The organism is uncultured Shewanella sp. (assembly GCF_947501665.1).
In the GTDB taxonomy this organism is placed as follows: Bacteria; Pseudomonadota; Gammaproteobacteria; order Enterobacterales; family Shewanellaceae; genus Shewanella.
Genome location: NZ_CANMWS010000007.1, coordinates 60,795 through 85,977, shown reverse-complemented (window position 1 = coordinate 85,977; position 25,183 = coordinate 60,795). Strand labels below are relative to the sequence as shown.

General features: G+C 39.6%; 20 protein-coding genes. 15 read left to right on the top strand and 5 right to left on the bottom strand.

Annotated elements, in window-relative coordinates; translation table 11 throughout:
- Positions 1-201 precede the first annotated feature (201 nt).
- Together Q0976_RS06755 and gltB are read right to left on the bottom strand one after the other, a co-directional pair.
- Positions 202-1,608, bottom strand: a complete 1,407-nt coding sequence (locus Q0976_RS06755) for an FAD-dependent oxidoreductase (RefSeq protein ID WP_299492312.1) — start codon at positions 1,606-1,608, stop codon at positions 202-204.
- A 6-nt stretch (positions 1,609-1,614) separates the two neighbouring features.
- Entirely contained in the window at positions 1,615-6,063 is a 4,449-nt protein-coding gene (gltB, locus tag Q0976_RS06750; RefSeq protein ID WP_299492310.1) for a glutamate synthase large subunit, read from the bottom strand.
- A 1,505-nt stretch (positions 6,064-7,568) separates the two neighbouring features.
- On the opposite strand from gltB, the gene Q0976_RS06745 reads away from it, so the two are divergent.
- Complete coding sequence (locus Q0976_RS06745; RefSeq protein ID WP_299492308.1) at positions 7,569-7,934, top strand: Hpt domain-containing protein; 366 nt, start codon at positions 7,569-7,571, stop codon at positions 7,932-7,934.
- Between the two features lie 300 nt (positions 7,935-8,234).
- A complete protein-coding gene (gene oxyR / locus Q0976_RS06740) occupies positions 8,235-9,152 on the top strand; it encodes a hydrogen peroxide-inducible genes transcriptional activator OxyR (protein ID WP_299492509.1) in 918 nt (305 codons plus the stop codon).
- A 43-nt stretch (positions 9,153-9,195) separates the two neighbouring features.
- Here the strand turns inward: oxyR and Q0976_RS06735 are convergent, their stop codons facing one another.
- Together Q0976_RS06735 and mutH are read right to left on the bottom strand one after the other, a co-directional pair.
- A complete protein-coding gene (locus Q0976_RS06735) occupies positions 9,196-10,260 on the bottom strand; it encodes an adenylate/guanylate cyclase domain-containing protein (protein WP_299492306.1) in 1,065 nt (354 codons plus the stop codon).
- Between the two features lie 112 nt (positions 10,261-10,372).
- On the bottom strand, positions 10,373-11,044 hold the full coding sequence (gene mutH / locus Q0976_RS06730) for a DNA mismatch repair endonuclease MutH (RefSeq protein ID WP_299492304.1): 672 nt from the start codon (positions 11,042-11,044) through the stop codon (positions 10,373-10,375).
- 682 nt (positions 11,045-11,726) lie between these two features.
- On the opposite strand from mutH, the gene rppH reads away from it, so the two are divergent.
- The 10 genes from rppH (at position 11,727) to Q0976_RS06680 (ending at position 21,124) form a co-directional block, all read left to right on the top strand.
- Complete coding sequence (gene rppH, locus Q0976_RS06725; RefSeq protein WP_299492302.1) at positions 11,727-12,266, top strand: RNA pyrophosphohydrolase; 540 nt, start codon at positions 11,727-11,729, stop codon at positions 12,264-12,266.
- Between the two features lie 5 nt (positions 12,267-12,271).
- On the top strand, positions 12,272-14,509 hold the full coding sequence (gene ptsP / locus Q0976_RS06720) for a phosphoenolpyruvate--protein phosphotransferase (protein ID WP_299492301.1): 2,238 nt from the start codon (positions 12,272-12,274) through the stop codon (positions 14,507-14,509).
- Positions 14,510-14,774: 265 nt separating this feature from the next.
- Positions 14,775-15,581: a sulfite exporter TauE/SafE family protein gene (locus tag Q0976_RS06715; protein ID WP_299492299.1), complete on the top strand. Its 807-nt coding sequence runs from the start codon at positions 14,775-14,777 to the stop codon at positions 15,579-15,581.
- A gap of 35 nt (positions 15,582-15,616) precedes the next feature.
- Positions 15,617-16,438 carry a prolipoprotein diacylglyceryl transferase gene (gene lgt / locus Q0976_RS06710; RefSeq protein WP_299492297.1) on the top strand — a complete coding sequence of 274 codons (822 nt, stop codon included), beginning with the start codon at positions 15,617-15,619 and terminating at the stop codon, positions 16,436-16,438.
- Positions 16,438-17,289, top strand: coding sequence for a thymidylate synthase (locus Q0976_RS06705; protein WP_299492295.1), 852 nt, complete (start codon positions 16,438-16,440; stop codon positions 17,287-17,289). The genes lgt and Q0976_RS06705 overlap by 1 nt, the downstream gene beginning before the upstream one ends.
- 237 nt (positions 17,290-17,526) lie before the next feature.
- Positions 17,527-18,696: a Na+/H+ antiporter NhaA gene (gene nhaA, locus Q0976_RS06700; RefSeq protein ID WP_299492293.1), complete on the top strand. Its 1,170-nt coding sequence runs from the start codon at positions 17,527-17,529 to the stop codon at positions 18,694-18,696.
- A 2-nt stretch (positions 18,697-18,698) separates the two neighbouring features.
- On the top strand, positions 18,699-19,082 hold the full coding sequence (locus Q0976_RS06695) for a hypothetical protein (protein WP_299492292.1): 384 nt from the start codon (positions 18,699-18,701) through the stop codon (positions 19,080-19,082).
- Between the two features lie 385 nt (positions 19,083-19,467).
- Positions 19,468-20,376 carry a transcriptional activator NhaR gene (gene nhaR / locus Q0976_RS06690; RefSeq protein WP_299492291.1) on the top strand — a complete coding sequence of 303 codons (909 nt, stop codon included), beginning with the start codon at positions 19,468-19,470 and terminating at the stop codon, positions 20,374-20,376.
- Positions 20,377-20,487: 111 nt separating this feature from the next.
- Positions 20,488-20,727 (top strand): succinate dehydrogenase assembly factor 2, encoded by a 240-nt coding sequence (locus Q0976_RS06685; RefSeq protein WP_299492507.1) that lies wholly within the window; start codon positions 20,488-20,490, stop codon positions 20,725-20,727.
- Positions 20,708-21,124, top strand: a complete 417-nt coding sequence (locus Q0976_RS06680; RefSeq protein ID WP_299492289.1) for a protein YgfX — start codon at positions 20,708-20,710, stop codon at positions 21,122-21,124. The genes Q0976_RS06685 and Q0976_RS06680 overlap by 20 nt, the downstream gene beginning before the upstream one ends.
- A 13-nt stretch (positions 21,125-21,137) precedes the next feature.
- On the opposite strand, the gene nadB is transcribed toward Q0976_RS06680, so the two are convergent.
- Positions 21,138-22,754: an L-aspartate oxidase gene (nadB, locus tag Q0976_RS06675; protein ID WP_299492287.1), complete on the bottom strand. Its 1,617-nt coding sequence runs from the start codon at positions 22,752-22,754 to the stop codon at positions 21,138-21,140.
- Positions 22,755-22,952: 198 nt separating this feature from the next.
- Between nadB and rpoE the strand changes: the two genes are divergently transcribed.
- Genes rpoE through Q0976_RS06660 form a run of 3 tightly spaced genes read left to right on the top strand, consistent with a single transcriptional unit; the run spans position 22,953 to position 25,152 of the window.
- Positions 22,953-23,531: an RNA polymerase sigma factor RpoE gene (rpoE, locus tag Q0976_RS06670; protein WP_299492285.1), complete on the top strand. Its 579-nt coding sequence runs from the start codon at positions 22,953-22,955 to the stop codon at positions 23,529-23,531.
- 25 nt (positions 23,532-23,556) lie between these two features.
- The gene (locus tag Q0976_RS06665) at positions 23,557-24,186 is read left to right on the top strand and encodes an RseA family anti-sigma factor (protein ID WP_299492283.1); all 630 of its coding nucleotides are present in this window, start codon (positions 23,557-23,559) and stop codon (positions 24,184-24,186) included.
- Between the two features lie 6 nt (positions 24,187-24,192).
- Positions 24,193-25,152, top strand: a complete 960-nt coding sequence (locus tag Q0976_RS06660) for a MucB/RseB C-terminal domain-containing protein (RefSeq protein ID WP_299492281.1) — start codon at positions 24,193-24,195, stop codon at positions 25,150-25,152.
- Positions 25,153-25,183: the final 31 nt, after the last annotated feature.

Below are 25,183 nucleotides of genomic sequence, written 5' to 3'. Positions count from 1 at the left end.
AATAACCTTATTTGTTTGAATGATATATATGTTGCTAATATAGCATAATGCCGAAGCTAATTGGTGTTAAGTTAGCGTTGTGTGCTCACAAGAAAGAGATACAAAGGTATAAGTGTGGAAGCGTTAATAGATAAGATATTAAAATGATTAATATAGAGTCTCTTAATCCTTCAGAGACAAAGAGACTCTTGTGGTGCTTTATTACGACAAATAGTTTAGGATCCCAAGTGCTGCCTCTCGACCTTCGGCAATGGCTGTAACAACCAAGTCTGACCCCCTCACCATATCGCCACCGGCAAACACTTTTGGATTACTGGTTTGAAAAGGGTTGTCGGCTTGTTGAGGCGCCCTGACTCGACCTTGATGATCAATATCGATATGATGTTGGTCAAACCAAGGTGCTGGATTGGGTTGAAAACCAAAAGCGATGATAATAGCGTCTGCCTCTAAAATGTGTTCGCTATTAGGAATTGGGATAGCGGCTTGGCGACCACTTGCATCGCTGTTGGCCATTTCAGTAGCAATACATTCAATACCCACGACCTGTTCATTTTGTGTTTTAATTGCTATTGGTTGTTGGTTAAAAAGGAATTTTACACCTTCTTCTTTAGCATTTTGAACTTCTTTTCGAGAACCCGGCATATTGACTTCATCTCGTCGATATAAACAGCTGACCGATTGAGCTTGTTGTCGAATGGCTGTGCGGACACAATCCATGGCAGTATCACCTCCGCCGAGCACAATGACACGTTTATTCTTCAAATTCAGATAAGGTGCATCTGTTTGCTGAGTATTCATTATATGGTGAGTATTACCAATTAAATAGGGTAGGGCTTGGTAGACTCCTTGTGCATTTTCACCTTCAATGCCTGCTTTCATCGCAGTATAGGTGCCCATTCCCAAAAAAATGGCATCGTAGTCTGAGAGTAGGGATTCAAAGCTCATATCATCGCCAATTGTGATCCCCAGTTTAAATTGAATGCCCATGTCTTCCATCACAGCTCTTCGAGTGGCCATCACGGATTTTTCGAGCTTAAAGGCTGGGATCCCATAAGTGAGTAATCCCCCTATTTGAGGGTTTTTATCGTAAACAACGACATTAATCCCGTTTCTGCTAAGAATGTCAGCGCACCCTAATCCTGCGGGACCAGCACCGATAATCGCGACTCGTTCTGAACGAGGCTGGACTTGGCTGAGATCTGGGCGCCAACCTTGAGCAATCGCGGTATCGGTGATGTATTTTTCAATGTTGCCTATGGTTACCGCTTCAAAATCATCATTAATGGTACATGCCCCTTCACACAACCTATCTTGCGGACATACTCGACCGCATATTTCCGGTAATGTATTGGTTTCATGAACCAAAGTAGCGGCTTCCATGATACGACCTTGCTTGGCCAAATTAAGCCAGTTGGGGATGTAATTGTGCAATGGGCATTTCCATTCACAATATGGATTGCCGCAATCTAGACAACGATCGGCTTGTTGATTGACCTCTTCTTTTTCAAAAGGTTGATATATCTCAACAAATTGTATTTTTCGTGTTTTTAGGTCAACTTTATTAGGATCTTGCCTACCAACATCAATAAATTGAAAATCATTGCTCATGGTTATTTACCCCGCTCTGACTGCGAGTGCAGGTTCAGTTTGTTCTAATTTGAGGAGATCCTCGACCTTGACATTTTTGGGTTTGACCAACACAAAGCAATCAAGCCAATTTTCAAAATCAGTTAAGATCATCTTGGCATGTTCACTGCCTGTCTCAGAAACGTGTTCTTCAATTAATGCCTGTAGGTGTTGCTGTTGAAGGGGAAGCTTGAGTTTTTGTGTATCAACCATTTCTGGATTTACGCGACGATTAAAGTGCCCATATTGATCAAAAATATAGGCAAATCCACCCGTCATGCCAGCCCCAAAATTAACCCCTGTTCTGCCAAGAACTAACACTATGCCACCCGTCATGTATTCACAGCCATTATCACCTACGCCTTCAACAACGGCGATTGCTCCTGAATTTCTGACCGCAAATCGTTCCCCAGCTTTACCTGCAGCGAATAATTTACCGCCTGTTGCGCCATATAAACAGGTATTCCCTATAATAGAGGAACGTTCAGTCTTAAAAGAGCTGCCCAATGGTGGATGTATGGTCACTTTACCCCCAGACATTCCTTTAGCGACATAATCATTAGCATCGCCTGTGAGTTTAAGGTGGATACCTTTTACATTCCATACCGCAAAACTTTGTCCAGCGCTGCCATTAAACGTTAATGAGATTGGTGAGGTCAGTCCAGCATTACCGTATTGGTTGGCAACATATCCTGCTAAACTGGCACCGATTGCACGATCAGTATTATTGATGGGCAGATTCAGGCTATGGGGTTGCTGAGCATCAATGGCTGCTTGACATTGGCTCAAGAGTGTTTGGTTAAGCTGTCCTTGATCGATGGATTGATTATTTTCTTTCCAAGTGAGCGCTGAGTCTTGAGGCAGAGGTGGCGTATATAAAATGGGGCTTAAATCCAGTTGTGCTTGTTTGTCCGTCTGCCCTTCCATTGTAGTTAGCCATTCACTGTGGCCGACTAAATCTTCAAAATGATTGACACCAAGCTTGGCCATATACTCACGAATTTCTTGCGCCATAAACTCGAAGTAAGTGATCACTCTTTCTGGCAGGCCATGATAGTGATTATCGCGTAATGTTTTGTTTTGTGTTGCAACACCCGTTGCGCAATTATTCAAATGGCAAATTCTTAAGTATTTGCAGCCTAGAGCTATCATGGGAACAGTGCCAAAACCAAAACTCTCAGCGCCGAGCAAGGCTGCCTTTATCACATCTTTTGCCGTTTTTAAGCCACCATCAACTTGTAGACGAATTTTATGTCTTAATCCATTTTTCACTAATGCTTGATGTACTTCAGCTAAGCCCAACTCCCAAGGGCTACCAGCATATTTAACTGAGGTAATGGGGCTAGCTCCAGTACCGCCATCGTAACCAGAAATAGTGATCATATCCGCATAAGCCTTAGCGACACCTGTTGCTATGGTACCGACGCCGGGCTCTGAGACTAATTTTACTGAAACTAGTGCGTTAGGATTGACTTGTTTTAAATCAAAAATTAATTGAGCCAGATCTTCAATGGAATAAATGTCATGGTGTGGTGGCGGTGAAATTAAGGTAACGCCTGCTTTTGCATGGCGTAGAACAGCAATTTCAGCACTGACTTTATGGCCGGGTAATTGTCCTCCTTCACCGGGTTTTGCACCTTGGGCGACTTTTATTTGTAAGACATCAGCATTAACAAGGTAATGGGCTGTTACACCAAAGCGGCCTGACGCGATTTGTTTAATAGCGGAATTACGTTCAGATTTGAAACGTCGAGGATCTTCGCCTCCTTCTCCAGAATTGGAACGGCCACCCAGTCGATTCATGGCAACGGCTAATGCTTCATGCGCTTCTGGGCTCAGCGCCCCAATACTCATAGCGGCACTATCGAAACGTGGAAATAATTTGATCGCTTTTTCAACTGCTTGGATAGGAATGGGTTTCAGTGGTGAGTCAATAGCGATGAGATCTCGCAGTGTGGCTACCGGTCTACGATCAACTAATTCAGTAAATTTTTGATATATTTTATAATCGTTATGTTTTAGCGCTTCTTGCAACGTATTAACAATATCAGGATTAAAGCAGTGATATTCTCCACCTTGAACAAACTTTAATAAGCCCCCTTGAGGAAGTGAAAGGTGAGGCCTAAAAGCTGTTTGATGTAACATAGCTTGATCTTGTTCAATCAAATTGAAGTTAGCTCCTTGAAGGCGACTGATCACCCCATCAAAGCATAGCTTTATCACTTCGTCACTGAGACCGATGGCTTCAAATTGTTGACTGCAACGATAGGAACCTATGGTACTTATCCCCATTTTAGACATGATCTTTCTAAGGCCTTTATTGATGCCTTGTCTAAAATTAAACAGCAATGAGCGATGATCATCTATTTGGAACTGCTTTGCTAAGCTTGAAATACATTCATAAGCAAAGTAGGGATAAATGGCCGTAGCACCAAAACCCAACAAAACAGCAAAATGATGAGGATCCCGAGCAGAAGCGGTTTCAATGATGATATTTGTGTCACATCGCAGGTTGTTGCTGACTAATACTTGTTGAACTGCACCGACAGCCATGGCTGCTGGAATAATGTATTTTTCTTTTGCTGTCGCTCTATCTGATAAAATTAATAAGGTTGTGCCAGTTTGCGCTAATTGTATGGCTTGCTCACAAACGCGATGTAATGCGGCTTCTAAACCTTCCTCTATAAGGTAATTTAAACAGATTGTATCAGCTTGATAATATTCTTGATCTAATGCTAAAAGCTGCATCAAATCAGTATAAAGTAGAATAGGTGAGTTAAACATGACACGATAGGCGTGTCCTGTTGTTTCATTAAAAAGGTTTTGCTCACGCCCGACACAAGTGGCCAAAGACATGACATGTTTTTCTCTTAAAGGATCAATTGGGGGATTGGTGACCTGGGCAAATTTTTGTCTGAAATAATCATAAAGGCTTCGAGACTGTTTAGATAATACAGCCATAGGAGTGTCGTCACCCATGGAACCTGTAGCTTCTTCGCCTTTTTGAGCGAGAACCCAAATGACTTGTTCTAATTCTTCTCGAGTATAGCCAAATAGTTTTTGATATTGGAGCAGTGTTGCTGCGTCAAACTCATTATTGCCTTGCTGTTTAAGCTCAAAGCTTTCTGCTGGTAATAAGGTGGTACTGTTTTTAGCCATCCATGCTTTATAGGGATGCCGCCTTTTTAAATCATTATCAATGGCAAAAGAAGAAAATAATTTACCGTTTAAGGTGTCTAATACTAATAACTCTCCAGGGCCAACGCGTCCTTTTTCGGTGACTTCGTCGGCGGAGTAATCCCAAATACCAACTTCAGAGGCTAAAGTGAGTATACGATCTTTTGTAATAACATACCGTGATGGTCTTAAACCATTTCTATCAACAGCACAGGCAGCATAACGGCCATTGGACATGACGATACCTGCGGGGCCATCCCAAGGTTCCATATGCATAGAGTTGAAATCGTAAAAGGCTTTCAGTTCATCATCCATTTCCGGATTACTTTGCCATGCAGGAGGAATGAGCAGACGCATAGCACGATATAAATCCATTCCTCCGGCTAATAACATTTCCAACATATTATCTAAAGCAGAAGAATCGGATCCCTTTTCATTGACAAAAGGGGCGGCTTGTTGAAGGTCGGCGAGTAATGGAGCATTGAATTTATAGGCACGTGCGCGCGCCCATTGACGGTTGCCGGTAATGGTATTAATTTCGCCATTATGCGCTAAATACCGAAATGGTTGAGCCAGTGGCCATTTAGGTGAAGTATTTGTTGAAAATCGCTGGTGGAATAAACAAATTGAACTTTGTAATCGTATATCGGCAAGATCGGAGTAAAATGCCGGTAGATCGGCAGGCATCATTAGGCCTTTGTATACGATGACTTGGCCAGAGAGGCTAGCAATATAAAATTCATCATCATGAGCCAACTGTTGTTCAACACGCCTACGTGCCATATAGAGACGTCGCTCCAAATCTTTTTCTCGCCAGCCGATAGGGGCGTTAATTAAAACTTGATAAATTTGTGGTTGGCAGGCTTTGCCTATTGGGCCCAATACATCAGAATGGGTGGGAACGAGTCTCCAACCAGCAACACTTAAGGTTTCTTTCTCTAACTCTTTGGTTAAACAAATTTTAGCTGCGTTGGCTAATGATTCGTCTGGATTTAGAAATAACATACCGACCGCAAATTTACGACTTAAATGCCATTCATTTTCTAAAGCAATAGCTTTAAAAAAAGTGGTCGGTAATTGCATTAGTAAACCACAACCATCACCGGTTTTACCATCGGCGGCGATCCCACCCCGATGTTTCATTCTATCTAGCCCATGAATAGCTGTTCGAACAATTCGATGACTTGCTTCACCGTCCATTTGGGCGATGAGTCCAAATCCACAGTTATCACGTTCAAAACTTGGATGATATAAGCTCATTTAAACACTCCCTCAATCGCTTTAAATACAGCTCAAGTGCATCTTTTTTATTGTCATATATATGCACTCGAACCAATCAACCTAACGCGAGAATCTCTAAAGGTCAAATCAAAAATTGTCAGTGTTGATGGGGACTAAGGCGGGTTTATTCTACAAAAAGCAAGCCGTTACCTTAACGTAAACTGCCGATTGATGTGTATAATGCTATGAATAAAAAGGATTTTAACTTTCATGGTATGTTAATAAACTAAATTCATACATTTTAATAAAATTTAGTGATAGATATTTTTTTTATTAAAAGGTTAAGGCTACTTGTGTTTTGAATTGACTATTTATGCATTAAAATCTAATTTCAATTGCCTGTGCTGTTATGGTTTAGCATATGTACTTTTTACTCTTTGGGTAAAAGTGGCGATGTTCAGAGATGTTGATTTTTAGAAGGGCCCAGCAGCTGTTCATGGGGAGACTTTATACAGGAAGAGTTAATCTTGTGTTATAGCTTAGGTTCAACATTGCTCTATTTTCCTCATCTGATGTTTAAGAATGGGGACATGCTGTATTCATAGGGGGAATGATAATCGTGTTGTATATGAATAGCTCATTATGCTTAAAAAACAACATGAATACTGTCATCATTACTTGAGAAAGCTGGATTTACTAACCATGTTTTAGTCTTTGTTGCAGACTTCTTTATTAAAAGAAAAGGGACTTAGAATTACTAATCCCAGATTAAAACAGGCATATTTGGGGCATAATCTCACTATGAAAGATAAGTCACTCCCAGACTGTTTATCTTTAGTGATTATTTATTCAGTAGTTTATGGAGGTTACACAAAACAGAGCTTATGCTGTGTCGTTATTCTACTTCAATAAACAAGTACGCAGTAATAAAGGCACCACAAGTACTGCCACCATTGTTTGATAAAGCAAAACTCACTAAACGTATTTCATTGTTGCAGACTTCTTTATTAAAGAAAAAGGGCTTAGAAGAGCAGGTTATACTTACTATGCCCTGATTAAAACACGTTTAGTTCGAACATCATTTAACTATCAAAGAACAATTTCCCCCTAGAGCAGCTTATCGGTTAATAATTTTCGATTAATATTAGGATAAGCAAGATGATAAAATATTGTTGAGACGGTTTAATTATTTTTCTGTGCTATTGTTTATTGGGGTGTTTCTTTGATATATAAAGAGGTGATATAACGTTGAAATTAAACTCACGCAAATATTTTTATATTCATTCATGCATGAAAATTGAAAGCGTCAATTAAAGCGATGGTAATGATACTGAGTGATATTATCCGTGTATTCGTTTTTTGTTATAATAATGTTCTCTTGAAATACTTTTTAGTGAATTTATTGATATTTGGTTAATCAATGGTTATATATCAGAGGATTTAACAATGAAGCGCACCTAGATGTTGCGTAAGCAGCAAGAGTGAGTATTATGGGTTAGGTTAGTCTTTTTATACATTTGGCAATATTTGAGAGGTGCCTAAATATGGCAACAGCCGAATTAGAATCAATTTTAGATCTAAATACACTTGAGCAATACTGCCAAGCCATTGGTGCAGGGACTTTATTAAAAAGTGTTGTTTTGTTTGAGCAACTGATGCCAGAGTATGTCGGTAATCTTGTCAGTGCGGATAAAGCAAACGATAAAGCCACTCTGTGCTCTGAAGCGCATAAATTCAAGGGGGCTGCTGGATCAGTTGGTTTGAAACGAATTCAACAATATGCTCAGCAGCTTCAACATGGTGAAGAAACCGCTTGGGCTACGGGGCATACTGCTTGGTTGCAAGCGATTGTGACACATAGTCAAGGTGACCTTGCTAAGTTAAAGGAATATCTTGAGTCTAAGGTATAATATTTAACGTTATCGTCAAGGTTAACTTTATTTAATTTTGACGTGATATCACTAAACTAATCTAAGATCATTGTATTCGAGATTAGCTTAAGTTGATAAGCTACATTAACAGTTCATTTATTATGAGCTGTTTTTTTATGCCTTTTTTATACTTGCCAATCGTGGGTTTTTTATTGGCATTACACTTTGTTGATGTCTAATTTACTTGTTGTATTACCTGTATAAAGAAGGGAGTAACCAGATACTCCTTGAGAATGGAGTATGCTAGACTTTCATATTATTTCTTTTGGCCGCGCATCTATGAAGCATCTCCCGAGTTTAAAAAATTTATTTTATTTGGTTAACCTATATCAAGAACAAAATTTTAATCGAGCAGCAAAGCTGTGTCATGTGAGCCAATCAACATTATCCAGTGGTATACAGAATTTAGAACAACAATTGGGACATCAGTTAATTGAACGAGATCATAAATCATTTATTTTTACGGCTATTGGTGAGGAGGTGGTTCATCGCGCTGGGGATATTTTGACTGATGTAGATGAACTTGTCGAGTTAGTCAAACATCAAGGCGAGCCCATGAGTGGAGAATTACGCATTGGTTGTATACCCACGATTGCTCCTTTTTTACTCAGCAGAGTTGTTCAACATTGTACAAAAGTGTATCCAAAGTTGAATTTGTTTTTAAAGGAAGAAACCACTGATAGGTTATTAAGCGCCTTAGGGAAAGGCGAGTTAGATTTACTTTTACTTGCACTGCCTGTTGATACCAGCGGTTATCATAGCATGAAAGTTGGCATTGACCCTTTTAAGATGGTATTACATAAAGATTTATCCATTCAAATTCATGAACCTATCGATTATCATACTTTACCGGATGAGAGTATATTTTTATTAGAAGCTGAGCATTGCATAACAGGCCATGCTATCAGTGCTTGTCAATTGGAAGAAAGTACAAAAATCAATCCTTTTTCCGCGACGAGTTTACATACCTTAGTTCAAATGGTGAATTGTAAACTCGGGACGACTTTCTTACCTCAAATGGCAATAGATGCAGGTATTTTGAATAATACTGATCTGATCAGCATGTTGCCTTCGGGAGAAAGTCCATATCGGGATATAGGCTTAGTATGGCGTCAAACATCAAGTCGATTAAGAACGTTTAGAAATTTAGGATTAGAGATCCAAAAATTGCTCAAGCAGGAAAATGATCTGAGCTAATTTAGTTTGACTTGAGTCAGCTATATAAGAAAACAAGTTGAGATTATTTAGGGTTAACACCAAAAACTGTTATTGAGTGTTGTTTACCTTTGAGTTTTATTGGGCCTAAATTATTAAGCTGATAATGAGGTGATAAATTTAAACGGGATGCAAGTTCACCCGATATCAACATTTTTTGTTTCAATGGGTTACATTGATCTTGCAGTCTGGCGAGCGTATTTAATACATCGCTGAAAAACCCAATTTCTTGTTTATGTACTCCAACCACTGCGGCGACAACTTGTCCACAGTGTGCAGCGGCTTTAAATTGAGGGACGAAGCCATATTGTTCAATAAAGTAATGCCGTTGCCAGTTAAGAGATTGCGTAAATTCATGATAAATATTTAAGCATCGATCATTGATAATACCATCTTTTAATGGCCAATGAATAATGACAGCGTCACCAACATAGCGGTAGATCTCGGCTTCATTATTATTAACAGGATCAGCAAGTAAACTAAAACTATCTTGGATAAGTCGGCTAAATTGATAATCTCCAAGAGATTCTGCATGCGTGGTAGATGAAGTCATGTCTAGATATAAAAATAATCGTTGCTCATAGCGTGGTTTATGGTACTTACCCAAACCAATATTCATCAGTACACGTGGGCCGACTAATAAAGCCATTTGTTCAATAAATGCAAGGCTTACACGTACCACAACAAGATAGACTATAAGGGCTTGAAAAGAGGGACTGTATAAAATATGGGCTGTGAGCATCTGACGTAATGTTGTCATGTGATTTTCAATAGCCCACATATTTAAATATTGAGTGACATAGGCTAAGGTGATAGCCCCAAGTAGCAGGAAAAGCCCTTTAAAGATAACTGAACATAAATATGGTAATCGCTGTATACCACTAATTTCTGCTATGAGGTTTGACATCCAATGTAAGCTGCCAAAAATGATCCCCATGTAAATTGAAAGCGTTGCTAGATCCGCTGATCCAATCGCCCACTGTGGTAGATTAGGGGCTTGGGCGTAGCGAAAAAAAACAAAAGATGCCATTGCAATAGTCCAAGCAAAAATGGCAAAAATCAGTTTTTTTGCTTGTATAGCGGCTTTCACTGTATTAATTATGTCCTAGTGCAACAAGTTCAGGAGGCGCTAGTTTATAGATAATTGCCCCATCATTTCCAGTAGTATTTGTGATCTTGATCAAATCAAGTGTATTACACCGTTATAGAAGTTGAGAGAGGATTTGATGAGTGAAGGCGATTTTTAAGTAAAACCCCCTTGGATTGGTTAAGGTTAATAGCCCTTTTTCACCAATGCATTGGGTTAATATTTTACTGTTAGCGGCTTTAGGCCGTAATTGCAATACTTCACCATGTCTTGCGGTAATGCTTTCCACTTGACCTAAGGTTATTAACTCCATTATCTCTTCCCAATCTTGCTTGAGTTGCTGCATTTCTATTTCATTTGGCTGCCATAAAATAGGGGTGCCGATTTGTCTGTCAGCGATGGGAATATGGCGTTCACCTTGAATAGGAACCCATAATACTTGTTTTAACTTATGATAAACAACACTATTTTCCCAAGTTAACCCTTGAATATCTTGTAACGGTGCAACTGTGACATAAGTGGTTTCGATTGGTTTACCTTGGTGATTAATGGGAATCGTTTTAAGTTCAATACCGAGATCAATAAAATCAGGCTCTGGTTTAGATCCCGCGATGGCGCCAAGTTCATGTTCAATGAGTTGTCCCACCCAGCCTTTATCTCGTTTGAGGTTTTTTGGCACTCTTATATTGTGTGAATGGGCCAGTAGGCCTAAACTTAAACCTGCCATGGCATTTGCTCGCTCCATGAGTTCTGAAAGGCTTTGTGGTGGTTGAGGAATTGTTTTCATGTGTCAGTTTAAATCTGTTTGAAATATCATGATGAGCGAAAAATAATCATGGGCACTAGAGATGAAACAAAGCTATGCTAGTTTACATGCAACTTATTGTTTTATATTTGTAAGATAGAAATAAATAGGTCTTTAATTTAAAAAAAAAACAATACAGATAAGATTTTATTGGGTTGATCACATACTTATCCACAGAAATTTTGGATAAGTTATTTTATCCATTTCGCTAATCAATTATTGAAGTTTTGTCAATGAGGTTTAATCTTAGAATACGGGCTTTTTTTTCTTGTTTCAATGCTTAATTTAAAAGATACGGCTTGTATATTGATATAGATATGACAATTTTAGCGGTATGGTTATTAAATAGTCTTTTATTACTTTTCGGTTCTATTCCGTTATATTTTTATATTATGCATTTGTTTTATATATATTTAAAATCATTTTGGTGATTATGCTAAAATTAATATTGAGTGTGTATATACAGGTTAACGCTGTTGACTTAAAGTTTCGAACAGAGATATCCACAGAAATTGTGGATATCTTGCATTGTTTTCTTTTTTTTGTTGATAAATGCTTAGAGAAATGAATGTTATCCAGTGTCTGTATTCATCATATGGATTGCTGCACGGCTTGGTTTGTGAAACAATCGAGTAATTAAATAGCGAATAAGTTCGGAGTCCATGTGATTGATAGTGACGGCTTTCGGGCAAATGTAGGCATCATTATCTGTAATCGTTTTGGGCAGGTTATGTGGGCTCGTCGATACGGGCAACATTCCTGGCAATTTCCACAAGGCGGTGTTGATGAGGGTGAGTCGATAGAAGAAGCTATGTATAGAGAGCTATATGAGGAAGTAGGCTTAAAACCTGAGCATGTGAAATTATTAACTTCGACACGCTCTTGGTTACGTTATCGATTACCCAAGAGGTTGATCAGACAAGATAGTAAACCCGTTTGTATTGGTCAAAAACAGAAATGGTTTTTATTACAGTTAACTTGTAATGAAAGCGCAATTAATCTGAACGCTAGCGGTCATCCTGAATTTGATGATTGGCGTTGGGTCAGTTATTGGTATCCCGTACGTCAAGTGGTTTCTTTTAAGCGTGATGTGTATAGAAAAGTAATGAAGGAGTTTGCTGTGACGGCTTTATCATTGCAATTGAAAGAATCAAGTCATAAAAGAAAAGGTCGGCGTCGTAGTTCGTTTCTTAAGGGAGTTTAAGCCCAGTGCTAAAAACGCTCAGGGATATAACACAAGCCGTTGCGGCGGCAAATGATCTGCAATCGGCTTTGGACTTGTTGGTATCGCAGACCAAAGCGGTGATGGCAACGGAATCTTGCTCTGTGTATTTAGTGGAGCAAGATGTATTACAATTTTCTGCAACTGATGGCTTAGACAAACAAGCTGTTGGGAAAGTGCATATGCCTTTAACACAAGGCTTAGTTGGACTCGTTGCGCAAAGAGAGGAGCCCATTAATTTAGCTGACGCACATATACATCCTCGTTTTAAATTATTACCTGAAATCGCCGAAGAAGAATATCGCGCATTTTTAGCCGCACCAATCATTTATCAAAAAGTGGTTGTAGGCGTGATAGTCATTCAACAAATCGAGCCAAGACAATTTAGTGAAGGCGAAGAAGCTTTTTTAATGACGCTTGCTGCTCAGCTGGCTGTTGCGATAAGAGGGCTGAGACATAAAGCCAGCAGTAGCAATAATATTAGCCAACAATATTATACTGGAAAAATTGCTGCGAATGGCGTCGCTATTGCGAATGCGCTTGTGTTAGGTGGCCATATTTCCTTGTCCTTTCCTGATGTAAAAAGTCGAGATTTGCCTTCAGAAGAGACACGTTTAAAGTTATCCATGTCTCGAACAAAAGATTTACTCACCACTCTTTCACAACGCTTTGATTCAGAAAAAGATGAAGAAGTTGTTTCTATTTTTTCTGCTTTATTATTATTACTCGATAGTGCCAGTTTGGGTGGTGAATATATTAAAGAAGTTAGACAAGGTTGGAGTGCAGAATCTGCGGTATGTCGAGTGTCCTTACGTTACATTAAACAATTTACAGAGATGAAAGATCTCTATTTAAAAGAACGTGCGGGTGATATTCGTGATTTAGGTCAAAGAGTGTTAAGGCAGTTAGTTGAACCTGGAAGGATTGAATTTGAACCTGATACGCCTGTCATTTTAATTGCAAAAGAAGCCAATGCCACCTTAATTGCTGAGTTTCCGAGACAAAAACTAGCTGGCATCGTGACAGAATTAGGGGGGATTAACTCCCATGCTGCGATTTTATCCCGTGCATTAGGCGTTCCAGCATTGATTGGTGTCGCTGACATTCTAAATGCTGATATTGATAAGAAATTAGTGATCCTTAATGCCAGTCGTGGGCAGTTATTAGTGTCTCCCCGCCCCAGTGTTATTACGGAATTTAGAAGTTTAATGTCAATGGGGAAAGCCTTACAGGAGCGTTATACACAAGACTTATCTTTGCCAACGATTACGACTGACGGTGAAAGAATTACCTTACAGCTCAATGCAGGCTTATTGGCGAGTTTAGAGTCTGATATTGCGACTGGAGCTGATGGAGTGGGACTTTATCGTACTGAAATTCCTTTTATGCTGCAAAATCGTTTTCCGAGTGAGTCTGAACAAATCAAGGTTTATAAGCAAGTACTCGATGCATCAGCCGGTAAGCCAGTTATTATGAGAACGTTAGATGTAGGTGGAGATAAACCCCTTTCTTATTTTCCAATCAATGAAGAGAACCCATTTTTAGGCTGGCGTGGGATACGTTTATCATTAGATCACCCTGAATTATTCTTAGTACAATTAAAAGCGATGTTGCAAGCAGGGGAAGGTAGTGATCAATTGAGTATCTTATTACCTATGGTCTGTTGCATCGATGAAATAGATCAAGCGATAGCCTATTTAGATCAAGCTTATTTTGAGCTCGGAACAGAAATGGGTCTGGATATTGTGAAGCCAAAGATTGGTATTATGCTTGAAGTGCCCGTATTGTTATATCAGTTACCTGATGTGGCAAGAAGAGTGGATTTTATTTCTGTAGGCTCTAATGATTTAACACAATACTTACTTGCTGTAGATAGAAATAATCCTAGAGTGAGTACATTGTACGATTGCTACCATCCCGGGATTTTAAGTGCTTTGAAAAAAGTTCGTGAAGAGTGTAAAACCTATAATTTGCCCGTGAGTGTTTGTGGAGAATTAGCAGGTGAACCTATAGGAGTATTATTGCTTGTGTCTATGGGCTATACCAATCTTAGTATGAACCAAGGTAGTTTAGGGCGAATTAATTATTTATTAAGGCGCGTTTCTTATGCCGATCTTAATCATTTATTAGATAAAGTATTACGTTTAGGGAGTGGTCAAGAAGTAAGAGTTTTATTAGCGGAATATTTAGAAACTATCGGTTTGGTTGAATTACTGAGTTTATAATTCATAATGCTTTTCTTATTATCCTTGCGTGAAATGAAGGGGTGAGTATTTGAATCGCTCAACTGTCCTAGCTAAAAGTACATCATTGATTTAGCAATTAATACCTTTTGATATGATGGAGTGCAGACATAAGATACTTGATAAACCTCTAGGTTATCAAATCGTTACTTAAACGGTTTTTTATGCCAGTTGGCTTCTGCCTCTTCATGGTATTTGGGCGTATATTGATGTTGACCTAATCACTGTCATTTACGTAGGTAAACATATGGAAACTGTGCTGCAAGTTTTTGGGATCTGCTTAATATTAGGTGTTATTATTGGTTTTATGGCGGGGCTTTTAGGGATTGGAGGGGGGATTATTGCTGTTCCTGCGTTGTTACATATTCTTCCTTTTGTGGGGGTATCTGCTCATTTTTTACCTCATGTAGCCATTGCCACATCACTGGCCGCTATTATCTTAACAGGATTATCTTCGACTCGTTCTCATCATAAAAGATCTAATATTCCTTGGCGATTATTTAAACCTATGTTACCCGGTTTTATACTCGGCTCAATAAGTTCTGGTTTTATTTCAGAATACATTAGCGCAAATGTGTTGCAGCAAAGCTTTGCTATTTTTGTTATGCTAATGGCCATACAGATGGCTTTTCCTTTAGGAAAACAGGGAGAAAAAGAGAAGCTGCCATCAAATATTTTGTTGTTTTTTTCAGCCGCTATCGTTGCTATCATTGCAGCGCTGATGGGGATTGGTGGAAGTGTATTGCTGGTACCGTACCTCACTTTTTTTGGACTACAAATGCGATACGCTATCGGTTTTTCTGCGGCAAGTGGGTTACTTATTGCAGTATTTGGCAGTGTAGGTTATGTTCTGGCTGGTTGGAATGTGCATGGGTTACCTCAATTCACATTGGGTTATATTTACATCCCAGCGTTGCTTGGTATAGTAGTCAGCTCTACGCTTACAGCGCCATTAGGCGCTAAAAAAGTAAGTGTTTGGCCAACAAATGTATTAAAAAAATTGTTTGCATTATTGTTACTTATTATTGGGCTTAAATTAGTCACTACTGGGTAAATCTTTTATTCTATTACTTTTAAATTGGAAGAAATATGGCGTTAAATTTTCCAAATATCGATCCTATCATAGTGTCATTTGGCCCATTTCATCTTTTTGGGCAAACCTTTGAACCTGCACTAAGATGGTATGGGTTTATGTACCTGTTAGGCTTTATTGCCGCAATGTTTTTACTGAATCGTCAAGCAGATCGCTCAAAAGGGTTATGGAGCCGGGATGAAGTTTCTGATTTGCTCTTTTATAGTTTTTTAGGCGTAATCTTAGGTGGGCGTGTTGGCTATGTTATTTTTTATCACTTTGATTTATTTTTAGCTAACCCTTTATATTTATTTAAAATAACAGAGGGGGGGATGTCGTTTCATGGGGGATTGATGGGCGTGATTTTAGCCATGCTCTATATCGCTCGAAAACAAAATAGGACCTTTTTTTCCGTTGCGGATATGGTGGCACCCGTAGTCCCTATTGGTCTTGGTGCGGGTCGTATTGGTAATTTTATTAACGGTGAGCTTTGGGGAAGAGTCACGGATGTGCCTTGGGGAATGGTATTTCCTGGAGGGGGACCGTTACCTCGCCATCCATCTCAATTATATCAATTTGCACTTGAAGGTGTTGTACTGTTTTTATTGTTATTTTGGTTTAGTCGTAAAACCAATAAAACTGGGGCAGTCTCGGGGATGTTTTTGTTAGGCTATGGATGTTTTAGGGTCATTGTGGAGACTGTTCGGCAACCGGATATTCAGTTAGGGCTTTATTTTGGCTTTATGACGATGGGGCAAATCTTGTCCATTCCAATGATATTATTTGGTTTATATTTGTTGTTACGTCAAGCGCCAGATAATGCGAAAGGAAAGAAGTAATGCAGCAGTATTTAGAGTTATGCCAGCGTATCATCAACGATGGAACTTGGGTTGAAAATGAACGTACGGGTAAACGTTGTTTGACTGTGATTAATGCCGATCTTGCGTATGATGTGCAGAATAATCAGTTTCCTTTGATAACAACCAGAAAAAGTTTTTGGAAGGCTGCTATTGCTGAATTACTGGGTTATATTCGTGGTTATGATAATGCGGCTGATTTTCGTGCATTAGGCGCGAAAACTTGGGATGCTAATGCCAATGATAATATTCCATGGCTTGAAAATACTTACCGTAAAGGTCCAGATGATATGGGACGGGTGTATGGGGTACAAGGTCGTAGCTGGCGTAAACCTGATGGCGGAAGTATTGATCAATTAGCAAAGATTATTGATAACCTCACTCGAGGTGTGGATGATAGAGGTGAAATTTTAAGTTTCTATAACCCTGGTGAATTCCATATGGGCTGCCTAAGGCCTTGTATGCATACTCATAATTTTTCATTATTGGGTGATACATTGCATTTAACCAGTTTTCAGCGTTCTTGTGATGTACCTTTAGGTCTTAATTTTAATCAAGTGCAAGTTTTCACTTTATTAGCACTTGTTGCTCAAATTACGGCTAAAAAACCAGGAGTGGCTTATCATAAAATTGTGAATGCTCATATTTATGAAGATCAATTACCGTTGATGCGTGATGTTCAAGTTAAACGTCAACCCTTTCCGTCACCACAACTTGTTATCAATCCAAATATCAAGTCGTTGAAAGATTTGGAAACTTGGGTAACATTAAATGACTTTGATGTGGTTGGTTACGAATATCACGATGCTATTCAGTATCCCTTTTCTGTCTAATCTCTGATCCATATCAATTTTTATGCTAAACCCTTACGGTTAACGTTAAGGGTTTTTTTATGCCCTTTCATAATATTTCTATTTCCTCTCATTGGTTAATTGTTGTGCTCACGAGGATTTGTGCTCTTTAATAACTCGAAATTTCCGAGTTATAAAGTTGATTCAATCGATTATTCATACTATATTCATTGAGCTACACTGACAAATCTAGTGTAAGGGCTTAAAAAGGAAAGAAATATGGAACGAGTGATTAAAAATTTTCTTGATAAGGGATCTGCTGGCGGTATTTTGCTGATGTTGGCGGTGATCTTAGCGCTTCTTCTCGCCAATTCTCCTCTTTCATGGTTGTATCAAGACTTTTTACATACTGAAATGCAAATTCGCTTGGGCAGTCTTGATTTGGATAAAACGTTAATCCATTGGATTAATGATGGTTTAATGGCTATCTTTTTTCTGTTAATTGGATTAGAAGTGAAGCGTGAGCTGTTAGAAGGGGCTTTATCGACAGCGGCTCAAGCGTCTTTACCCACTTTTGCCGCTATTGGTGGAATGGTTGTTCCTGCGGCTATTTTTTTATTGTTTAATTTTTCAGATCCTGTTGCCCAGTCTGCTTGGGCCATCCCTGCGGCCACTGATATCGCATTTGCATTAGGGATTATCGCATTACTTGGCAGTCGAGTGCCTGTGTCGCTGAAAGTTTTCTTATTGGCCTTGGCGATTATGGATGATTTGGGTGTTGTGGTGATTATTGCGATTTTTTATAGCACGGATCTATCTATGCTCAGTATGGTGGTTGCTGCGTTTGCCATTATGGGGCTAGTGAGCTTGAACCTTAAAGGGGTAACGGCGCTTGCACCTTATGCTGTAGTGGGTAGTATTTTGTGGATAGCGGTATTAAAGTCAGGGGTTCATGCGACACTGGCTGGCGTGATTATTGCGTTCTGTATTCCATTAAGAGCAAAAGATGGCAGCTCACCTTTAGAAAAATTAGAGCATGATTTACACCCTTGGAGTACTTTTCTGATCTTACCGGTATTCGCGTTTGCTAATGCAGGGGTGGATTTATCGGGGATGAGTATTGATTATTTAGTCTCACCTCTGCCTATTGGTATTGCGCTTGGATTACTTTTAGGTAAGCCTATTGGAGTCATGATCTTTAGCTATATGGCGGTGAAATTAAAATTTGCTGTATTACCAGATGGAGTGGGCTGGAAACAGATTGCGCCTGTTGCTGTGATGTGCGGAATTGGTTTTACTATGTCAATGTTTATTAGTTCCTTAGCATTTATTGGTGCGGATCCCATATATGGTGATTTAGCACGGTTAGGGATTTTAATGGGCTCCATTGCTTCTGCTATTATCGGTTATTTCTGGTTATCTAGTGTATTAGATAAAAAGGGAGAATAAAGATGAAAATAAAGATATTTATCGGTTTTTTATCCGTATTTAGTGTGGCGCAGGTGAGCGCGACACAAATTGCCGCTTGTAATAAAAATGTCAGTAGTTCAGCTTGCCAAGATTATTTACAAGGAGTTGTTGATGGAGCGCTCATGCATAGAATGGACAGTGCTCAAAAGGATATTGTGCCAGATTCTTATGCAAAAAGAGCGTTAAAATATCGCAGTGGTCAACGTTTTAAAGAGGCAAATCGTATGTATTGTCAGGGGCGGATCCCTGACAGAGAGTCTTTAGTTTCAGGACTCGGTGAGGCTTTTATTACGAGCGATATTAACGATGTAACCGCGCTTAAGGGAGTCATGCTTAATTTAATGGACTGCAATCGAAATCAATAAAGGCGTTATTGATTGAGAGCAGGCTTGAATGATAAGTGCTGAGTCCTAGGAGCTGTTGAGTTTAGGTAATTGTTTCTTCAGTAGTTGGTGGGAGTTAAATACAAGGTGGAGTTTGTGCTGCGTCGTTACTTTCGGCTTGGGTTTAAACGTCGCTCTACCTCCTCCATCCTTGAGGTCGCACATAAATAAACGATAACAAGGTAAAATCGCTTTTTGAAGGATTCATTAAACGTGTTTTATTCTTTGTTGTAGACCTCTCTTTTAAAGGGAGGGGGCTTAGAAGATTAGGCATTACTCTATACCGTGATTAAAATAGGTTTTATTTGGATCTAATTGAGCCACAAACTATTTAACAGGCCTTAGTGAAAACAGAGATATAAATTAGATGATTAACTTGAATTATAACCATCTGTATTATTTTTGGATGATCCAAAAAAAAGGGTCTGTGGCGAAAGCTGCGGAAACATTGTGTTTGACTCCTCAGACTATTACTGGGCAAATTAAAGTATTAGAGGCCCGATTAAATGGACGTTTGTTTACTCGAGAAGGTCGGCAATTGGCCCCAACAGAGTTGGGGAAATTGGTTTATCGTTATGCTGATAAAATGTTTAGCTTAAGTTATGAAATGCTTGATATTATTAATTATCAAAAAGATAAAAAAACACTTTTTGAAGTAGGCATTGCAGATGTGTTATCTAAAGAGTTAGTGGGGCATATATTATTATCTGTAATGTCAGATGATGACAGTTTACATCTTGCTTGTTTTGAGGCCACACATGAAGATTTAATGGCGCGGCTGCGGGATCATAAATTGGATATTATTTTATCCGATTGCGCTGGAGAGTCGCTGAAGTATCCGGAAATATTATCTAAAAAGTTAGGAGAGAGCGGCGTGGCTTTTTTCTCACATAAGCCTCTTAGTGCTCCTTTTCCACTTTGTCTTGAACAAGATAAATTGCTTATTCCTGGCCGCCGGACGTCTTTAGGCCAGCAGTTGGTGCATTGGTTTGATGTAAAAGGGCTTAAGGTCCGAATTTTAGGCGAGTTTGATGATTCGGCTATGATGACGGCATTTGGTTTTTCTAATCAAGGTATTTTTGTTGTTCCCAGTATTTATAAACAATCGGTGATGAACCGTGGCATGTATTTATTGGGGGAAACCGATGAAGTGAAAGAATATTATCATATGATGTTTGCAGAACGTATGCTTCAACATCCAGCCGTTAAACGCTTACTGGAGATGGACTTTAGTGCTTTTTTTACCCCTAAGGGGAATGGGTCATTGATTGTTTAGTCATTTTGTCATTGATGTCTTGTCGACAGTAGGCGCTTAGGGCTGATAAACTAGTATGTAGTCGTTGTGGGATAATACACATATTCGAGGAGCAAGAGCTTGTCTGATCCAATGAAGATTGCAAGAGTAAGATGGGCATGCCGTAGAGGTATGTTGGAGCTGGATGTGTTATTTCAGCCCTTTGTTGAAAATCACTATGAACAATTAACTGATGAAAATAAAGCGGTGTTTGTCCGATTATTGGAATGCGAAGATCCTGAATTATTTGCGTGGTTTATGGGGCATGAAAGCTGCAAAATCCCAGAGCTTGCAGATATGATTGTGAAAGTGCGTGGTCGAACAGCACCTTAGTTTTTCACTTGTATCATCTTTTGACCAGCGTTTAACTCTGGTCATATTTTATTTGATTTTATTGGCATCTTTTTTGTTTTGGCCCCAAACAGAATTAGTGATATTCCTAACGGTTAAGCTATTATTATTTATTGCTTTATCTATCTTATTTGTTTGGCAAGGATGGAAGCTTAAGTGTTGGCAATACCAATTTAGTTTAACAGCTTCAGGCACAGGGCATTTTTCAAATGGACGACAATTTAATTTAGTCAAAAGACCACTGATTAGCGCTTTTGCGGTAGTGTTTTATTATCAATATCCTGATGAAAAGAAAATAGGCGCTATGATGATTTGGTCTGATATGTTAACCGACACAGATTACAGACATTTGTGTCGGCTTTTATGTCAAAACAGATGAGGTTGTATTACTTTTAAGGATCAGGCTGTAATATGGTGGGCACCGGATTGGGTAATTTATTAGGGTGGTCGATATTATAGTGTAATCCTCGGCTTTCTTTTCTCTCCATGGCACAGCGGATAATCAGTTCTGCCACTTGCACTAAATTTCGCAATTCTAATAAATGATTTGAAACACGGAAATGTTGATAGTATTCTTCAATTTCTTGCTGTAATAAAGAACAACGTCTTAATGCTCTTTCTAAGCGTTTATCTGAACGGACAATGCCAACATAATCCCACATAAAGAGTCTGAGTTCATGCCAGTTGTGCGCAATGACAACCTCTTCATCAGAATTAGACACTTGGCTATCATCCCAAGGAGGGATACTGCCGGGCATACGTACTTTGTGTAGTTGGCTTTCAATATCTTCACTGGCCGCGCGAGCAAATACAAGGCATTCCAGTAATGAATTACTGGCTAAGCGATTGGCGCCATGCAAACCAGTATAGGCCACTTCCCCAATAGCATAGAGCCCATTGATATCTGTTTGCCCATGTAAATCAGCCATGACACCGCCACAGGTGTAATGCGCCGCTGGAACAACTGGAATCGGCTCTTTGGTCATATTAATCCCTAATTCAAGGCAGCGCTGATAAATAGTAGGGAAGTGTTTGATGATAAAATCTGCGGGTTTATGGGTGATATCTAAATATACACAATCAGAGCCTAATCTTTTCATCTCAAAATCAATGGCTCTAGCAACAATATCACGTGGTGCTAATTCTGCTCTTTCATCAAAATCAGGCATAAATCGGCTGCCATCAGGGCGACGTAAATATGCCCCTTCACCTCTTAGTGCCTCAGTGAGTAAGAAGTTACGGGCATCCGCATGATAAAGGCAGGTCGGATGAAATTGATTAAATTCCATATTGGCAACTCGGCATCCTGCTCGCCAAGCCATGGCAATACCATCACCTGAAGCGACATCAGGATTGGAGGTATACTGATATACCTTTGAGCTGCCGCCTGTTGCCAATGCAACAAAACGTGCCTTAATGGTTTCGACTTGCTCAGTTTGCCTGTTCCACACATAAGCACCTTGAACTCGGTTGCCTGGGCGATTTAACTTGCGAGTTGTGATAAGATCAATGGCGTTGTATTTTTCAAAAACAAGAATATTGGGATGTTGGCGAACACACTCTTGTAAAGTGACTTGGACTTCTTTACCTGTTGCATCAGCGGCATGTAGAATACGTCTGTGACTATGACCGCCTTCTCTGGTTAAGTGATAAGCGGCATCGGCAGCGATATCGCCGTCTTCGTTTTCTTCTTTATCAAAGGCGACCCCACACTCGATAAGCCAACGAATGGCTGATTGTGCATTTTCAGCCGTAAAATTGACAACCGCTGGATCGCAAAGTCCTGCACCAGCAACTAATGTATCGGATACATGAGATTCAATGGTATCTTCTTCGTCGAAAACAGACGCAATGCCACCTTGGGCATAATAAGTGGACCCTTCACTGAGAGGACCTTTAGAGAGTAAAATAACGTTAGATTTTTCAGCAAGATGTAATGCTAAAGTGAGACCAGCTGCGCCGCTGCCAATAACCAAAATGTCAGATTGGTGTTCAACTACTTGTTTCATCGGGTATCATAGTATCTTGTGTGGGTTTAGTTATAGTAAACTAAGATGGATATTATGGATATAGGCTAATAGCAAGTAGGTTACATTCAGTATTTAAATATTTTTTTAGAACTTTTTTTTCATTTGTGAGTCTACATACTAGATGTATGAATTCGAGCGACTGAGAAATCAGCACAGATTTAGGAGTAGTCGGCTCGAATGAGTGGACAAATAAGTGATCAACAATTAGTTGAGCGTATACAGCGTGGTGACAAAAATGCTTTCAACCTTTTGGTGTTAAAATACCAAAACAAGGTGGCGAATTTGGTTGTTCGTTATGTGCGAAATCAGGCTGATGTGCCTGATATTGTTCAAGAGGCTTTTATTAAAGCTTATCGAGCGCTGCCAAATTTCCGTGGTGAAAGTGCTTTTTATACTTGGTTGTACCGAATAGCAGTCAATACTGCAAAAAACCATTTGGTCGCATATGGAAGGCGTGCACCAGCAAATGATGTCGATGTTGAGGATGCTGAGTATTATGATGGCAGTGATGCGTTAAAGGAGTTTGCTTCTCCTGAGCGTTTGGTGTTGTCAGATGAAATTCAGAAGGTAGTTTTTGATACTTTAGAGACATTGCCACAAGAGTTGAAAATGGCTATTTCATTACGTGAGCTTGATGGAATGAGTTATGAAGATATTGCGAATGTCATGGATTGCCCTGTGGGCACAGTACGGTCGCGTATTTTTAGAGCTCGAGAAGCAATCGATAAAAAGCTACAGCCTTTGCTGGAGCGATAGCATTTAAATTGATACAGGTAGAGAAATGGATAAATTAGGTCAGGAATGGGTGTCTGCAGCCGTTGATGGTGAAGTCGATGACAAGACGTTGGCGGATTTAGCCAATGATGTCGATTTACATGAACAGTGGCGTGACTACCAAATCATAGGCGATGCAATGCGTAATGAATTACCTTCTGCATTAAATATTGATCTATCAATCAATATTGCAAAAGCGATTGAGCAAGAGCCTTGTCACAATGTCACTCATGTTCAGTATGATAGTCATGTCCCTGCGACTAATCAGACTCTAGATAGGCCAAATAAAGGGTCTAAAGTGATCCCTTTATTTAAACAATTTGGACAATACGCCATTGCGGCAAGTGTGGCTTTAGTTGTCGTCGTAAGTGTTGATAATTATAATAAAGACACAGCGGTTGACACTACTCCATTATCGGTACTTAATACACGACCGTTAGTCGGGAGTGTCTCTCCGGTGAGTTTACAAACGGGTTCGGTACAGTCTAATTCATCCTCTAACGCTAAAAACTCTCAAGTTGCTGAGCAGCGATTACGTATAAATGCTTATATTCAAGATCATCAATTACAACAAAGGTTGAATAATGATATGAATATAGATGACAATAGCCAAACCGAGGCCATACAGAGTCAGTAATTATTTATGTCATCAATTTTTAATAGAGTTAACGTCCGTATTTTTGGGTTGGCTCTTTTTGCCTTGACGTGCCCAGCATGGGCTCAAGAATCGATTTCGGCAAAGGCTTGGTTAGAGAATATGAGCCAAGCTTTGCATGAGAAAGAATATAAAGTCTCCGTTATTCAGCTGCAGGCCGAACATATCAGCCCCTTGGTTTATATCCATGGCAAAGTGGATAAAAAAGAGGTTGCTTTTCTAGAATATCTTAATGGTCCTCCTCAAAGTGCAGTAAGAGTAGGGGATACAGTCAGTTTTATTGAGTATCAACAGCCTCCTTATAGCGTTAATGCCAAGCGCATACCTGGCATACTTCCTGCTGGTTTTGCGGGTAACATAGACAGGTTAGAGTCGGGTTATCAATTCGTTTTAGGCGGGCGAAGCAGGCTGGCGGGCAGGCCTAGCCAGTTAGTGCGTCTCATTCCTAAAGATGATTTTCGTTATGGTTACCAAGTGTGGTTGGATATGGAAACCGCATTACCTTTACGTTATGATTTATTAACCAAAGATAAACAGTTGCTTGAACAGTTATTAGTGGTGGAGTTATTGGTGCTTGATAAAGCGCCAGCGATTTTAGTTGAAGCGAATAAGCAGGATTGGCCGGCAGCTGTGGTGCAAGCAGCGAGCCCTAATAAGGTAAAATGGCACTTTAGTTGGTTACCTCAAGGCTTTTCAGTACAAACAAACGATCAGCATCGTTTAATTGGGAATAATGAATCAGTCGAATATATAGCTTTAAGTGATGGATTAGCCAATATATCGGTATATATTTCTAAAGTGGGAGATAGCCCCTTGCCCGAAGGGCTAGTTACGCGTAACGGTCTTGGCTTATCGGCTGAAGTTGTGGGTGATGTGGAGGTTGTGGCTGTGGGTAAAGTGCCTTCTGAAACCCTAACCCGTATTGCGAAAAGCTTGATAGTTAACTAGCTTTTTGGTCGTTATTGAATAGAAATGGGGG

Bases quoted from the DNA above. Each gene is read 5' to 3' on its own strand.
- Q0976_RS06755 (WP_299492312.1), bottom strand. From the start codon at position 1,608: ATGAGCAATGATTTTCAATTTATTGATGTTGGTAGGCAAGATCCTAAT.
- gltB (WP_299492310.1), bottom strand. From the start codon at position 6,063: ATGAGCTTATATCATCCAAGTTTTGAACGTGATAACTGTGGATTTGGA.
- Q0976_RS06745 (WP_299492308.1), top strand. From the start codon at position 7,569: ATGGCAACAGCCGAATTAGAATCAATTTTAGATCTAAATACACTTGAG.
- oxyR (WP_299492509.1), top strand. From the start codon at position 8,235: ATGAAGCATCTCCCGAGTTTAAAAAATTTATTTTATTTGGTTAACCTA.
- mutH (WP_299492304.1), bottom strand. From the start codon at position 11,044: ATGAAAACAATTCCTCAACCACCACAAAGCCTTTCAGAACTCATGGAG.
- Q0976_RS06715 (WP_299492299.1), top strand. From the start codon at position 14,775: ATGGAAACTGTGCTGCAAGTTTTTGGGATCTGCTTAATATTAGGTGTT.
- lgt (WP_299492297.1), top strand. From the start codon at position 15,617: ATGGCGTTAAATTTTCCAAATATCGATCCTATCATAGTGTCATTTGGC.
- Q0976_RS06705 (WP_299492295.1), top strand. From the start codon at position 16,438: ATGCAGCAGTATTTAGAGTTATGCCAGCGTATCATCAACGATGGAACT.
- nhaA (WP_299492293.1), top strand. From the start codon at position 17,527: ATGGAACGAGTGATTAAAAATTTTCTTGATAAGGGATCTGCTGGCGGT.
- Q0976_RS06695 (WP_299492292.1), top strand. From the start codon at position 18,699: ATGAAAATAAAGATATTTATCGGTTTTTTATCCGTATTTAGTGTGGCG.
- nhaR (WP_299492291.1), top strand. From the start codon at position 19,468: ATGATTAACTTGAATTATAACCATCTGTATTATTTTTGGATGATCCAA.
- Q0976_RS06685 (WP_299492507.1), top strand. From the start codon at position 20,488: ATGAAGATTGCAAGAGTAAGATGGGCATGCCGTAGAGGTATGTTGGAG.
- nadB (WP_299492287.1), bottom strand. From the start codon at position 22,754: ATGAAACAAGTAGTTGAACACCAATCTGACATTTTGGTTATTGGCAGC.
- rpoE (WP_299492285.1), top strand. From the start codon at position 22,953: ATGAGTGGACAAATAAGTGATCAACAATTAGTTGAGCGTATACAGCGT.
- Q0976_RS06665 (WP_299492283.1), top strand. From the start codon at position 23,557: ATGGATAAATTAGGTCAGGAATGGGTGTCTGCAGCCGTTGATGGTGAA.
- Q0976_RS06660 (WP_299492281.1), top strand. From the start codon at position 24,193: ATGTCATCAATTTTTAATAGAGTTAACGTCCGTATTTTTGGGTTGGCT.